Here is a 13,770-nt window from a genome sequence, read left to right as displayed (position 1 = left end):
CCGGCGCCGACGTCGGCCACCCCAACGACGCCTTCGACACCGCCGCCATCGTCCACCTCGCCGACCACGAGGCGTGACCGCGCCCAGCCCGCCCAACCGGCAAAGGACCTGCGACGCGCTGCACTAGTACTAGCGACCGGAAACTATTGCCGGATTGGACGGCCGGCCCCGGTGCCCCCGCAGCGCGGCCGGTAGTGGGTCGGGCCGCTGCAGGGACATGACGCTATTTGCACCGTTCGAGTGGAGGGCGGCGTCGAACGGGCGGAGTGTGGAACCTGGGCGGACATCATTTCGCTGCGTCGTACGACTCCTTCGTGGCGGGCTTCAGCGGGCTCGCCCACGACAATCTGACGGTGCTGTCAAGCGACAGCCGTACGGTGACCGCACGGCTCGACGCGGTGCAATCGGACGGCAAGACACACGTGTCCCAGGGCCCCGGCCCCCGTTCCGGGGCCGGGGAATCACCGATCGGTCAGCGGTCAGCGGGGGAGTTGCCACTGCTGGTTGGCGGCGCCGCTGTTGCAGGTCCAGATCTGGAGTCGGGTGCCGTTGGCGGAGCTGGGGCCTGTGGCGTCCAGGCAGCGGCCGGAGCCGGCGTTGACGAGGGTGCTGCCGGTGCCCGGGGTCCACTTCTGGGCGGCACTGCTGTTGCAGTCGTAGAGCTGGACCGTGGTGCCGTTCGCGGTGCCGGTGGGGTGACGTCCACGCACTTGCCCAGCGCCTTCAAACTGCCGTCGGAGCCTACCGTCCAGGTCTGGGCGGCGGTGCCGTTGCAGTCGTACAACTGCACCGCGGCACCATTCGCGGCACTGGCACCTGCCACGTCCACGCACTTGCTGCCGTAGCCCGTGATCGCGCCCGAACCGCCACCGGTGCCCGTCACGGTGAGGCTGTACGTGGCCGTCTGTGCGCCCGACGAGCCGGTGCCTGTGACCGTGATGGGGTACGTGCCCGGTACGGCCGCCGAGGTCGTGGCCACGGTCAGTGTCGAACTGCCGCCCGAAGTCACCGACGCCGGGCTGAACGAGACCGTCGCACCCGGCGGGGCGCCGCTCGCGGTCAGCGCCACGCTCTGCGCCGTACCGCCGGTCGTGACCGCCGTATTGACCGTGGCTGTGACCGAGGCGCCCGGCGCAACCGAGCCCGAGGCGGGCGTCACGCCGACCGTGAAGCCGGCACCCGGGTTCGACGAACCGGCGCCGCCGAGCCACTTGATTCCGTTGAGGAGGAACTGGTTCCGCTGGGCGCTGGCGAAGGTCGACGACAGTGCGGTGTTGGTGCTGTAGTCCATCGCGTTGTGGCCGAAGTTGGCGTAGAGCATCTTGTACTGACGGTTGGTCCAGATGATCGGGTAGTAGCCGCTGTACCAGGTCTGTGCGGGATCGGTGCCGACCGGGAAGGTGGACGGGTCGAGGGATGCCAGGATGTCGATGTTGGGGTTCTGGCGAAGGTCGTTGTCCAGCTGTACCACTCGCTGACCGACGAGGCGATGGTCGCCGGCAGTCCCGCCATCGACGGGTGGGTGCGGTCCTCGACCTTCAGCGTCTCGGCGGTCGGGCCCCAGGTGTTGCTCTTGAAGGTTCCGGTGCCCAGCAAGGTGTTGTGGTACCAGGACCAGTCACTGGGAGTGGCGTCGTTGTACGCCGATACGTGGAAGCCCATCCAGCCGCCGCCGTTGTCCAGGTACGTCTTGAACGCGCTCTGCTGGGCGGCAGTATGCGGGTAATTGTCCAGGAACAGCACCACCTGGTAGTTGGCCAGGTTCGCGCTGTTGAGCTGGTTCCAGTCGTTGGTCGAGGTGTACGAGAAGCCGTTCTCCGCCGCGTGCTGCGGGAACCACTGGTTGGCCTCGTGGACGAAGCTGATGTGCGCCGCGTCGTACGTGCCGTCGTAGAACGCCAGCACCTTGAAGGCGGGGGCCGCGTGCGCGGTGCCGGAGTCCGGGGCGGCGGTGAATCCGAGCAGGATCGTACACAGCGCGAGAAGTCGTATCAGCACGCGGTGCACGGAGTGTGCCGTGCGGGATCGCAACATGGATGGGGTTTCCTCCTGGGCACGGCGGAGAGGCGGTGGGGGGATCGTGCGGGGGAAGTGAAGCGGGGGCGTCGGCACGCGACGAACAGGGGAGTGGGGCTCCCGTGTTGGACGGGATACGGAAACCTCCTGGCGGAGGGGTAGGCGCGTCGCACTTTGTTCACGACTTAATCCAGGTGGTGATTTAACCGACGGGGCATGGCCCCGTCAAGACCTCCTGCCTGTCCGGCAGTTACCCCTCTCCGGTGGTTTCCGGCGGCCCACGCATCTCAAAGACGCGCTGTACTGCGCCGATACGCTCTGCGGAGTCGGAATGGTCGGCGCTGGTCTTGGCGGCGGGCTGGTCTAGTCCAAGCATGGTGGCTGTCCGGAAGCACCCGGAAGCACCCGGAAGCACCCCGGTCGCCGGGAGCGGGTCCCGGCGACCGAGGTCACCTGCTCGTCGAAGTTTCGTGTCCCGCGCGGAGCGCGGACCGGTTCGCGCCGGCGCCCGAGCACCTGGGTGTGTTCTCGATGACGCCGTGCGTGATCCCGCCGGACCGGGCTTCCGCACGCGTACCGGGCCGGCCGGTACCTCTTCTGCGCCCATGGCGAGCGGCGGGATCACCGGTGGGATAAGGTTTATACAGAATTGCCCTATATAAGGAAGAGCATCGCAGAATGGTTTGATTCCGCCAGATGATGGAGGGAATCGCTCGGAGCGTGGGGCTGAGCGTGTTCGCGCTGTCCGCCACAGTGGTCCATGCCGCGACGATGCAACTTCGCCGCGGTTCGGGAACGAGCGCACCGCGGAGTGGCCCATGAGCCGGCGTCGTCTTCCCCGCTCGCCGAGCGCGGACGATTTGCTGACCGCGCTGCAGCAGCTGACGGTCCGGGCGCGGCACGAAGTGAAGCTGCACCAGGCCCGCATGGAATTGGCCGAGGCGTTGCAGCGGGGGATGCTCCCGGCCGCGCTGCCGTCGCTTCCTGGGCTGCGGACTGCCGCCCGCTACTCTCCGGCACGCAGTGGCCTGGACATCGGCGGTGATTGGTACGACGGATTCGTGTTCCCGGACGGCGCTCTCGGCTTCGCCATCGGGGATGTGCAGGGCCACGATGTCGAGGCGGCGGCTGTCATGGGCCAGATCCGAATCGGCATGCGGGCGATTGCCAGTACCTGTGTGCACCCGGGTGAGGTACTGGGGCGGACCAACGACTTGCTGCTCTCCGTCGAGACCGGCCTCTTCGCGACGTCGACGCTTGTGCGCTTCGATCCGCGTGCGTGGGAGGTCGCCAGTGCGCGCGCCGGCCATGTCGCGGCGGTCTGGGCCACCGTCGACGGCGGGTCGGGAATCACCGAGGGCGCGGGAGGCCTTCCGCTGGGGATCGCGTCAGGGCAGCACTATCCCGTGACACGGCGCAAACTGACGACCGCCGGAGTCCTGGTCCTCCTCACGGACGGAGTCATCGAGGGCCCGTCCTTCCCGATCGACGACGGTCTGGAGAACGTGCTGCGGATCGTGGGCTCGCGTGCGGACGCGGACGCCGACGAACTGGCCGACGCGGTCCTGCGGGCCGCCGATCTGACCGGGCACGAGGACGATGCCGCGGTGGTCGTCCTGCGCCATGACGGCCCACCGGACCGCACCGGCGAGACCCCGCCGGACCGCACGGGTGAGACCCCGCTTGACCGCACGCGTGAGACCCCGCCGGATCTCACGGTGAGTGCGATGCCTGAACCGCGGACACCGCGGTCGCCGGCCCAGGGCGGCGCCTGATGCCGATCGCGCTGCTGAGTCCGGGCAGCAAGAACCCGGCCATGGCTGCGGCGCAGGCACTGATAGTGGCCGCTGTCTACTACGGAGCCGCACGTCTTGGTCTGCTCAGACAAGTGGTTGCCGACGGCGCGGTCGTCACTCCGTTGTGGCCGCCTACCGGCATCGCGCTCAGTTGCCTCCTCTACCTGGGACTGCGGATCTGGCCCGGTATCGCGATCGGCGCACTCCTTGCGATCTTCACGATCCACGACTCCTTCGCGCCCGCCGGCCTCGTCATCGCGGCCGGCAACACGCTCGCTCCCGTGTGTGCCTGGCTCCTGCTGCGCAAGGTGGGCTTCCGGCCCGAGCTGGACCGGCTGCGTGACGGGACCGCGCTGATCTTCCTCGGCGCGTTGGGAGCGATGCTCATCAGCGCCAGCACCGGAGCCGGCGTACTGGCGCTGAGCGGCAAACTCCCGAGGGGCGATTTCTGGCCCATCTGGTCGGCGTGGTGGGCCGGTGACGCCATGGGCGTCCTCGTGTTCACGCCGCTGCTCCTGGTGATGCACAAACTACGGCTGCCCCGGGCCACCGACCGGTGGCCCGAAGCCACCGCGCTGCTGGTGATCGCGATCCCCGTCATGCTGCTGGCAACAAGAAGCTCGCTCTCGCTGCTTTTCGTGGTCTTTCCCGTCATCCTCTGGGCGGCGCTGCGCTTCGAGCTCGCCGGCAGCGCACCGTGCGCCTGTCTGGCCTCACTGCTCGCCGTCGTCGCTGGGACCGACGGTGTGGGCCCGTTCCAGGGCCAGACCTTGTTCGAGGTGACGGTCAACCTCGCCGCGTTCAACGGGTCGGTCGCGCTGACCGCCCTGCTCATGGCTGCGATCGTCACCGAACAAAGGAACGTCCGGCGCAGGGTTGAGCGTGCCTGCGAGGACTTGGCCACTCTCGTGGAGCAGCTCGCCTCGGGTGGTCCGGGGGACAGGGGCAGGTAAGCGCACCGGACGTGTGCGGGCCGCTGAGCACGAAATACTCATGCGCCGACGAGGTGGCCGGGTTACTTCTTCGGGGGCGCAGACTGCTGCGGTGGAGTGAGCTGTTGGCTGAGCCAGCCGATGGCTGCCGGGTACTCGCTGATCCAGGTGCCGTAGTTGTGTCCACCGCTGGCGAGCAGCATGGTCTTCACGCGCACCTTGCTGCCCTGGGCCGCGCGGACGAATTGTTCGATCGAGGACGGCGGGCTGTCGCGGTCCTGGGCCGAGGTCGCGAGGAAGATCCCCACGTCGGCCTGGGAGCCTGCGACCAGGTGCGTGGGGCTGTTGCGCTCGCGCAGGCCCTGGTCGGGCAGGACCGAAGGGTCACCGCTCAGTGGGTCCGGATCGAGCGCGGCGCCGGCGCCGAAGACGTGCGGGTACTGAAGCGGAAGCTTGGCGGCGCAGTAGCCGCCGGTGGAGAATCCCAGTACTCCCCAGCCCTTGGGACCGGGCACGGTACGGAACTTCCGCTGCAGCAGGTCGGGAACGTCCGACGCCAGCCAGGTGGCGACCTTGCGGTTCGGCACGTCGCTGCAATTGGTGTCGACACCGCCCGGATTGATCACCGGCATGGCCAGGATGAACGGGTGCGCCTGATGGGCGTCGACCAGTTTCTGGACGGCGTCAGGCATGCCGCCGTGCTCCAGCCACGACTGCGGGGACCCGGGGACTCCGTGCAGCAGCATCAGGACGGGGAAGCGGGTGTCGCGGTACTTGGGGTCGTCGTACTGCGGCGGGGTCCAGACGATGACCTGGCCGGACAGCTTCGAGTGCGTTCCGTGAAAATACGTGTCCAGAAGCCTGTTGCCACTGCGGTTGAACTGGGCACGGGCCACGGGCGGGCCCGGCATCGCGATGGTGTTGGAGTTGCCGGTCCCAAGCAGGTCGTCCCAGGAGGAGTAGAGCCCGTAGCTGTTGTTCATCCATACCGCCACCACGGAGATCGCGGTCAGCTGGCACAGCAGGATCATGATGAGCCGGGTGGCTGCCCGCACCAGCCGTGGTCCGGGGATCTTCGCCCAGAGGAGCATGGTGCCGATGACCATCACGGCCGTCGCGGCGATCAGCACGACCCAGAATGAGGTTCCGGTCAGGGTCACACAGGTTCCTCTGCTGTTCTGGTGCGACGACGCCGCCGGACGCCCGGCGCCCGCTCCATGGGGGTTTACATCGGAAACCATAGTTGCTGTGGCATCGTCGGCGGCCACACCCGTGTGTTGCGCCGCGTCAGGGGGCGCCGGGCGCTACCTACTACCGCTTCGCGAACTCCACGTCCTGGAGCGAGCGGTCCTGAACCCCACGGTCCTGGGCAGCGCCGGCCTGAACTGTGTGAACGCTGCTGGTCACCACGGTGGACTCCCGTGCCCCGCGCGTTCCCCGTCGCGGCACCGCCAGTCCCAGCAGCGCGAGCGCTCCGAGCGCCATCACGGCGATCCCGTACTCCCGTGTCGTCGCCAGCAGCCCCCCGCCGTACACGACCAGGAAGCCGCCGATCACCGCGGGCAGTCCCATGGCCAGGTAGGAGAGCACATAGATGGTGGAAAGGAGCCCGGACCGCTCGTGCGGAGCGGCCAGCGGGACGATGGTGCGGATCGCGCCTTGGAAGCCGCCGCCGAAGCCGACCCCGGCGATGACCGTCCCGATGAAGAACAAGGCCGTCACGTTGTGGTCGACGGCGAGCAGAGTGACGCCGACCCCCACGATCAGGGCGACGGTGCCGAGGAGCATCACGCGGCCCGGGGCGGCGTTGCGCAGCAGCAGTACGGTCACCGCGCCGCTTCCGGCGAGGGTGAACAGAGCGAGGCCGCCGAGCAGCAGGGAATCGGAGCCGACCACGCTGCGGACGACCGCCGGGATGACGGAACCGTAGAGCCCGGCCAGCGCCCAGACCGCGATCAGGACCGGCGCGGCGACCAGCAGAGGTCCTCGTGCCGCCTTCGGGACGCCGAAGCGGGGGCGCAGCGAGGCGAGTGCGCCCGGTTTGGGCGCGGAGGTCTCGCGCATCAGGACGACGCCGGCGCCCTGCAGTACGAACACGCCGAGGAGGGCCACGTACACGAGATGGGTGGGGGCGGGCAGGAGCTGGACCAGCAGTCCGGAGGCGAGGGCCCCGGTGGCGGTGCCCGTCATCGGGGCGACCGCGTTGGCGATGGTGCCCTTGGCCTTGTCGAGGTCGAGCATCCCCGCGCCGACCGCGCCGACCGCCGCGCCGGTCGACAGCCCCTGGATGATCCGGGCGATCATCAGCTCGCTCACCCCGCCCGCCGTGGTCAGCACGATCATCGCGACGGCCTGCAGCGCGATCGCCGCGAGCAGGACGGGACGGCGTCCGATGTGGTCCGACAGGGATCCGACGGTGAGCAGCGCGGCGAGCACGGCGAGGGCGTAGATGCCGAAGACCATGGTGGTGGTGATCGGGGAGAAGCCCCATTCGCCCTGGTAAACGGCGTAGAGCGGGGTGGGGGCGCTGGAGGCGGCGAGGAAGGCCACCACGATCGACGCCTGGAGGTAGAAGGCGACACCGGGGGTGAGCCGCCAGGTTCGCCGGACGAAGGGGTCGGTCACCGGGAAGTTCGGCGGAAGGGACATCGGAGGACTTCTTTCGCCTAACGGGCGCCAGACCGATCAGACCGGTCTGTCTAGTGGATCTTACGGTAGACAGACCGGTCTGGTACTGTCAAGTCATGGCTACCAAGACGACCGCAGACCGACCCGCCACCCCCGGCCGTCCCACCGCGCGTGAACGTCTGCTGGCAGCCGCCAACGAGCTCTTCTACGAGGAGGGCATCCACGTCGTCGGCATCGACCGGGTGATCGAACGTGCCGGCGTCGCCAAGGCGACCCTCTACAGCGCGTACGGGAACAAGGACGGGCTCATCAGCGCCTATCTGGCCGGCCGCCACGAGATCCGCCGCCGTCGGGTGACTGCGGCCGTCGCCCGCCATGACGTGCCGCGGGAGCAGCTGCTCGCCATCTTCGACGCGCTCGGCGAAGCCTTCGCCGAGCCCACCTATCGCGGCTGCGCCTTCCTCAACGCCAGTGCGGAGGTCGGTCCTGACAGCCCGGTCATCCGGGCCACGGACGAGTACCGCGGCTGGGTGCGCTCCCTGTTCACCGACCTCGCCCGAGCGGCGGGCGCGGCCGACCCGGAGCAACTGGCGAGCCAACTGGTACTGCTCTACGACGGTGCAGGGGTCTCCGCCCGGATGGACCGCGACCCCGGCGCCGCCGTCGTGGCCCGTACGGTCGCCACGGCACTCATCGACGCGGCACTGGCCGACGCGGCGGCGACGGCGGGCTAGATGGATTGACCCGCAGGGTCGTTCACCCCGCGGCTGCCCGGCCCTGCAGGACACTGCGACCCTCCGGAATCAACTGACGGTCCCGGCGGCCGCGGCATGTTGTTGTGCAGTTCCCCGTCACCGGTCCCCGAGGGGCACCGCCCGACCTGCTCCACCGTCGGCGATTCGTCATGGTCCGACCGGTGAGCCACGGTCGCGGGGTCACCGCCACGTCGTCCGTAGGCGGTTGCAGCATTAAGCGGAGCCAAAGAACGTCTTAAGCCGGTCTCATGTTCGTGTGACGGTTCGGCCGCCGAGGCTCGGCATCCAGAGGTCTAAACCTCTGGTGCAATGTCACCGTAATACCCGGCGTGCGGTCAACGGTCCGCGTCCATGACCAGGTGTCAGTTCGGCCCACCGTTGGCCCGATTGAACCTTCAGCTCGTCCTATGGCACCGAAATCCGTCTGGATGGACGGGTGTTCGATGTGGCAGTGTCCCGCCGCAACGCAGTCCAGACCCAAGGATGGGATGAACTTGTTGCAGCTCAATGACCGCGGCGTCCACCGGCGCCGCTCGGCGGGGAAGAGACGGACGGTCATCGCGGTCGCGTTGGCGTCCGCCACGCTGGTCGTCGGCGGTGTCACGGCACTCGCCAGCACGGGCGGCATCGGCGGCATCGGCGGCGCGAACGCTCAGCAGGTGAAAGCCGGAACCCCGCAGGCACTGGACTCCGTTCCGCGTGACGAACCGCGCAAGGGCCTGGTCTACGAGGGCCTGAAGGCCGCTCCCCAGCACAGTGCGTGCGTCGGCGGCTTCGAGGTCGAGGGCGTCAAGCAGTGCACCCACGGACCCGACTCACCGCCCAAGGGCTTGGACATCACCAAGGTCACACCTCCGGCCGTCAAGGCGGCTCCGGTGGCCTCCATACCCAAGGCCGGGGGCGGCAAAGCCCCTGGCGGCGGCGCCGAGTTGCTCTCGGACGTGCCGGTGACCCTGGACGTCACCCGCCCCGGCAAGGCCGTCGCCTCGGCGCCGCCCGCCTCGACCGGTTCCACGGCCAAGGGCGGTGCGGTGCAGGACGCCCAGCCGGGACCGTCGGCCGTGGTCTGTGACGGTGACGGGTCGACCGGCAACCGCGTTCAGGTCGTCTATGTGCACGGCCCCGGTTCGAACCGGTTCGCCGAGTACCTGCCCTCGTACAAGAAGTGGGCGCACGACTCCGACGTCATCTACAACGCGAGCGCCGCGGAGACCGGCGGTGTGCGCCACATCCGGTACGTCACCGAATCCGACTGCACCGTCGCGGTACTCAACCTCGAGGTGCCGGCCGGAGCGCTGCAGGACTTCAGCGCCACCAACCAGGCGCTGGCGACCCAGGGCCTGAACCGCCGCGACCGCAAGTACATGATCTTCGCGGACGCCAACGTCTACTGCGGCATCGGCAGCTTCGCCGGCGACGAGCGTCCCGGCCCCGAGAACACCAGCAACTTCGGCCCCTCCTACGGTCGGACGGACTCCGGCTGCTGGGGCGGTTCGACGCCCGCGCACGAGCTCGGTCACAACCTCGGCGCGGTCAACAACAGTGCACCGCACAGCAGCGGGGGCGGCCACTGCGTGGACGAGTGGGACCTCATGTGCTACTCGGACACTCCGTACCACCCGCAGATGCAGATCCGCTGCCCGGACCGCGCCAGCGACGACCGGCTCGACTGCAACCACGACGACTACTTCAACACCAGCCCGCAGCCGGGCAGTTACCTGACGACCCACTGGAACGTGGCCGACAACCAGTTCCTGCTCAGCAACGGTGGCACCAACCCCAACCCCAACCCCAACCCGAATCCCACCCCGACGCCCACGCCCACGCCGACGACCGGCCCCACGCCGACCCCGACCCCGACTCCGACCACCGGCCCCACGCCGAACCCGACAACCGGTCCTGACGTCGCCGTGAGCCAGCTGACCCAGAATTCCGCGGTGCTCAGCTGGAAGCCTGCCAACGCCGCCACCGGCTACGACCTGCTGCTGGACCAGAAGAACATCGGCACCGTCAAGGCCACCACCGTGCGCGTGGTCAGCCTGCGGCCCGGCACGCAGTACAAGGTCGCCGTCGCCGTACATGGCGGGAATGGCAAGGTCTCCGCTCCCGGTCGCCAGGTGGCGTTCCGTACCCAGCCGTCCACCGGCACGGCCGGCCCGGTCGAGCCCGGCAAGCGCTACTTGATGCTGAACAGCTTCACCGGTCAGGCCGCCGACGTCTTCGGCGCCTCCCGTGCCAATGGCGCGGTGCTCATCGGCTACCAGCGCCACGGTTACACCAATCAGCAGTGGCTGTTCGAGGACGCCGGCAGCGGCTATGTCCGGGTCAAGTCCGTGGTGTCCGGCAAGTGCCTGCAGATCGGCGGGCAGCCCGTCGCGGGCCAGTGGGTCGCCCAGCAGCCGTGCAGCAGTGCCGCTGCGCAGGCGTGGAAGATCACCGCCAACGCAACCGGCTACACGCTCGGCGTCAAGGGCTCCTCGCTCGTCCTGGGAGTGAGCAACCGCGACTACTACGGCGGGGCCTTGCTGGAGCTTCAGCAGCCCGGCAACCAGGCCTGGCAGCGCTGGACGTTCCAGCAGTCGACGTCCTGACGCGGCGGCCGTCCGCCACCCGGCCACCGTGGCGTCCCGCGCCGCCCCAGGGGCGGCGGACGGCCGAAACCACCTGAGCCGACGGGCCCGCCCCCACCGGGCGGGCCCGTCGGTACTCGCGCGGCCTGCCCGTCGCTGGCGGCCTACTCCGCTCCCCGACCCTCTCGAAAGCCGGTCCCCGATGTCTCTGCCGTCTCTCCGCCTGCCCCGGCCGTCCGCGGCCGCACTCCTGCTCGCCCTCGTCTCTGTGCTGTCCCTGCTCTTCACGCGGCCGGCCGCCGCCCACGGTGACACCATCCACCTGGAGATCACCGGCAACGCGGAAGGCCGCCTGACGATCGTGGCCACCTGGGACGAGGACCACCACCCCGTGGACGAGAAGGTCGCCGCCAGCCTGCAGGCGACGGCGGCGGACGGCAGGTCGGTCGGGCCCTGGTCCCTCACTCCGCTGGATGTGCGGCAGGGGACCTACACCGTCGCCATGCCGCTGCCGCCCGGCACTTGGCAGGTCGCGGCGGAATCCGCGTTCCCGGCGATAGGCGCCGGAAAGGTCACCCTCAAGGTCACGGCTGTTCCCGGCCGTCCGGCGCCCGGGTCGTCCTCCGTCACGGCCACTCCGTCCGCTCCCATGGTCTCCGGCGCCCCGGCCACCAGCCATCCTGCCGCCCGGCCGACCGCCTCGGACCGGGCCGGCTCGTCGTCCATCGTCCTTCTGGGGGGCATCGCCGCGGGGGTCATCGGGGCGACCGTCATCGTGGTCCTGGTGGTTCGTCGGCGCCGGTCCGGTCTCCAGCGGCAGTAGCCAGAGCGCGGGCGCCCCCGGTCCCCGACGCTGCGGTCACTACTCCGCCGGGCCCGAGCACGACGGTGCCCACCCGCGCGCGGGTGGGCACCGGGTCGACCGGGTAGGGACGCGTCAGGTGGTCAGAGACCAGAGGCGGCGCTCTGGATGGCGGAGGCGAAGGTGCTCACCTCGGTGTAGACGCCCGGGAACCCGGCCCGTGCGCAGCCCTCGCCCCAGCTGACGATGCCGACCTGGATCCATTGGTTGTTGTTGGCCTTGCGGAACATCGGGCCACCGGAGTCGCCCTGGCAGGTGTCGACGCCGCCCTGCTCGAATCCGGCGCAGATCTCCTCGTCGGGTATGATCCCGCCGCTGTAGGAGCTGTTGCAGGACGCGTCGCTGACGAAGGGCACCTTCGCCTTGTACAAGTAGCGCTGCTGGCCGCCGCCCTCACTCCTGGCGCCCCAGCCCGCGACGTCGAAGGTGCCGGAGTTGAAAGCCGTCGTCGTGGCGATCGCCAAGGTCGGCAGGTTGATGGGCTTGGCGAGCTTGATCAGCGCCCAGTCCTTGCCGCTGCCGTTGTACCCGGGGGCCTGGAGGACGCGGGTGGACTTGACCTTGACGGCGCTGCCGCTCTGGAGATCGACGACGCCCGCCGTGGCGGTGATCGAGGTGTTCGCGCCGCTGCCGTCCACGCAGTGCGCGGCGGTGAGCACGATCTGCTGGGTGTACAGCGCGCCGCCACAGCCCATCGACAGCCGGACCATCCAGGGGAACTCGCCCTGCGCGGCGCGGGTGCCGCCGACGACGGACGGGCTGGGCTTCGGACTGGGTGCGGCGGCCTGGGCGTTGAGGGGCTGGAGGCTGAAAGCGGCGAGTGCGACTGCGCCGATCGCCGCGTATCTCTTGAGTGGCTTCAGGAAGTTCTTCAACGGTCTTCCTCTCGTGGGGGGAAGGCTCGCTCATCAGGTCCATGTCAACTCAAGATCCGGAAAACACCGCAAGAGATCCGGTTCCGAGAGGCCGGGCCCGCAAGAGTGCCGGTGCGATTATGTTGCGGAAGAGAATCCTGCGGTAAGCGTGCCTTTCCGGCCACGATCGTCGTCCCCAATCTGGTCGGGATCGGCCGGCTCGACGTGGCCGATTTCGGGGATATCGCCCGCCGATACGCAGCCGGGATCCCCGGAACCGAGCTGGTCGAGTTCGCCACCGCGGTCCACCTCATCGCCCTGACGCGCCCGCCGAGCTCATCGCCGTGCGGGGACCGTTTCTTAGCCGCTGGCGACCAACCACCCTGACGCAGGTCACTGGCCGGGACGCGGTACGAGCGGTGCGAAGCAGACCAGGGACATCTCCAGGTCCCGCCGGGCGACATCGTCCTCCGGGAGCCGGGGGAGATGCCCGGCCTGGGGCTGCGCCGAACTCCCTTTTGAAGGCTTTGGCGCAGGCGTACCCGGAGGTGTAGCCGGTCTGTTCGGCCACCGAGCGCAGAAGCAGGTCGGTATCGCGCAGCATCCGTGCGGCGGAGGTCATGCGCCACCAGGTCAGGTAGCCCAGGGGCGGGGAGCCGACCGTCGAGGTGAACCGCTGGGCGAAGGCCGATCGGGACAGGCCCGCCTCGGTGGCGAGGGCCCGGACGGTCCACGGCCGTGCGGGCTCACGGTGGATGGCACGCGGCGAGGCGGCCACCGCCGGGTCGCGCAGGGCCGCGCCCCAGCCGGTTGTCGCGTGTTCGGCCTGCTCGTCGTACCAGGCCCTGAGGATGTACAGCAGCAGGACGTCGAGGAGCGCGGGCAGGACCCCGGGAGTGCCGGGCAGTGGCTCGGCGGCCACCCCCGGGCCCGGCACCCGCACCGCGTACCTCGGCCAGGGGTCTCGTCGCGGCGTCGATCAGCGCTGTCGTCGGCGCGTCCGCGATCGCGTGCCCGAGTTCACGGGGCATGAACACCACATCGCCCACCCTGCAGGATCACATGGAAGCCGGTGCCTTCCTGCGGCCCGAAACGGATGCCCCACGGGGCGCGGAGCTGGGGTGACCCCCGCTCGGGCTTACGACCCGGCCGATTTCCTCGACTTCCTGGCACCCCACGGCGTCACCTGGCAGGTGACCTGACCCCCGCCGACGGACGGACGTGAACGACGCTGTCCTGTCGCATTGAAGCTGTCGGATTCTCACTGCTTCTCGTTCGCGGTGTCGGATTCTCATTTCGTCGCGTGCTGAGCGGAGACGTTTGCCCCGTACGTGGGGTTTGATCTCATTTTCCTGGT

At 69.3% G+C, this 13,770-nt stretch carries 8 protein-coding genes and 2 pseudogenes; 5 read left to right on the top strand and 5 right to left on the bottom strand.

Translation table 11 applies throughout. The features are described 5' to 3' along the window. Nucleotides 1–479: 479 nt before the first annotated feature. Nucleotides 480–2,034, bottom strand: a pseudogene (locus QMK24_RS38950) (ThuA domain-containing protein). A gap of 800 nt (nucleotides 2,035–2,834) precedes the next feature. Between QMK24_RS38950 and QMK24_RS38945 the strand changes: the two are divergent. Further along, nucleotides 2,835–3,791 carry a PP2C family protein-serine/threonine phosphatase gene (locus QMK24_RS38945; RefSeq protein ID WP_283471633.1) on the top strand — a complete coding sequence of 319 codons (957 nt, stop codon included), beginning with the start codon at nucleotides 2,835–2,837 and terminating at the stop codon, nucleotides 3,789–3,791. Continuing rightward, the gene (locus QMK24_RS38940) at nucleotides 3,791–4,765 is read left to right on the top strand and encodes an MASE1 domain-containing protein (protein WP_283471631.1); all 975 of its coding nucleotides are present in this window, start codon (nucleotides 3,791–3,793) and stop codon (nucleotides 4,763–4,765) included. The genes QMK24_RS38945 and QMK24_RS38940 overlap by 1 nt, the downstream gene beginning before the upstream one ends. A gap of 62 nt (nucleotides 4,766–4,827) precedes the next feature. Here the strand turns inward: QMK24_RS38940 and QMK24_RS38935 are convergent, their stop codons facing one another. Beyond that, nucleotides 4,828–5,904 carry an alpha/beta hydrolase gene (locus tag QMK24_RS38935; protein ID WP_283471630.1) on the bottom strand — a complete coding sequence of 359 codons (1,077 nt, stop codon included), beginning with the start codon at nucleotides 5,902–5,904 and terminating at the stop codon, nucleotides 4,828–4,830. Between the two features lie 151 nt (nucleotides 5,905–6,055). After that, nucleotides 6,056–7,393, bottom strand: coding sequence for an MFS transporter (locus QMK24_RS38930; RefSeq protein WP_283471628.1), 1,338 nt, complete (start codon nucleotides 7,391–7,393; stop codon nucleotides 6,056–6,058). A 95-nt stretch (nucleotides 7,394–7,488) separates the two neighbouring features. On the opposite strand from QMK24_RS38930, the gene QMK24_RS38925 reads away from it, so the two are divergent. The 3 genes from QMK24_RS38925 (at nucleotide 7,489) to QMK24_RS38915 (ending at nucleotide 11,520) form a co-directional block, all read left to right on the top strand. Continuing rightward, nucleotides 7,489–8,106 (top strand): TetR/AcrR family transcriptional regulator, encoded by a 618-nt coding sequence (locus tag QMK24_RS38925; RefSeq protein ID WP_283471627.1) that lies wholly within the window; start codon nucleotides 7,489–7,491, stop codon nucleotides 8,104–8,106. A 509-nt stretch (nucleotides 8,107–8,615) separates the two neighbouring features. Beyond that, nucleotides 8,616–10,718 (top strand): RICIN domain-containing protein, encoded by a 2,103-nt coding sequence (locus QMK24_RS38920; RefSeq protein ID WP_283471626.1) that lies wholly within the window; start codon nucleotides 8,616–8,618, stop codon nucleotides 10,716–10,718. 181 nt (nucleotides 10,719–10,899) lie between these two features. Next, entirely contained in the window at nucleotides 10,900–11,520 is a 621-nt protein-coding gene (locus QMK24_RS38915; RefSeq protein WP_283471625.1) for a hypothetical protein, read from the top strand. A gap of 122 nt (nucleotides 11,521–11,642) precedes the next feature. Here QMK24_RS38915 and QMK24_RS38910 read toward each other — a convergent pair whose 3' ends face one another. Further along, nucleotides 11,643–12,434 (bottom strand): S1 family peptidase, encoded by a 792-nt coding sequence (locus QMK24_RS38910; RefSeq protein WP_283471624.1) that lies wholly within the window; start codon nucleotides 12,432–12,434, stop codon nucleotides 11,643–11,645. A 472-nt stretch (nucleotides 12,435–12,906) separates the two neighbouring features. Then, nucleotides 12,907–13,586 (bottom strand): annotated as a pseudogene (locus QMK24_RS38905) (helix-turn-helix transcriptional regulator); the annotation flags it as partial. Between the last annotated feature and the right edge of the window lie 184 nt (nucleotides 13,587–13,770).

It is taken from the genome of Streptomyces sp. PH10-H1 (assembly GCF_030063355.1).
In the GTDB taxonomy this organism is placed as follows: domain Bacteria; phylum Actinomycetota; class Actinomycetes; order Streptomycetales; family Streptomycetaceae; genus Actinacidiphila.
The sequence above is the reverse complement of the archived record's forward strand: the minus strand, read 5'-3'. Positions and strand labels throughout refer to the sequence as shown.

Excerpts from the sequence above, each read along its gene's own strand:
- QMK24_RS38945 (WP_283471633.1), top strand. The coding sequence starts at position 2,835 with ATGAGCCGGCGTCGTCTTCCCCGCTCGCCGAGCGCGGACGATTTGCTG.
- QMK24_RS38940 (WP_283471631.1), top strand. The coding sequence starts at position 3,791 with ATGCCGATCGCGCTGCTGAGTCCGGGCAGCAAGAACCCGGCCATGGCT.
- QMK24_RS38930 (WP_283471628.1), bottom strand. The coding sequence starts at position 7,393 with ATGTCCCTTCCGCCGAACTTCCCGGTGACCGACCCCTTCGTCCGGCGA.
- QMK24_RS38925 (WP_283471627.1), top strand. The coding sequence starts at position 7,489 with ATGGCTACCAAGACGACCGCAGACCGACCCGCCACCCCCGGCCGTCCC.
- QMK24_RS38920 (WP_283471626.1), top strand. The coding sequence starts at position 8,616 with ATGAACTTGTTGCAGCTCAATGACCGCGGCGTCCACCGGCGCCGCTCG.
- QMK24_RS38915 (WP_283471625.1), top strand. The coding sequence starts at position 10,900 with ATGTCTCTGCCGTCTCTCCGCCTGCCCCGGCCGTCCGCGGCCGCACTC.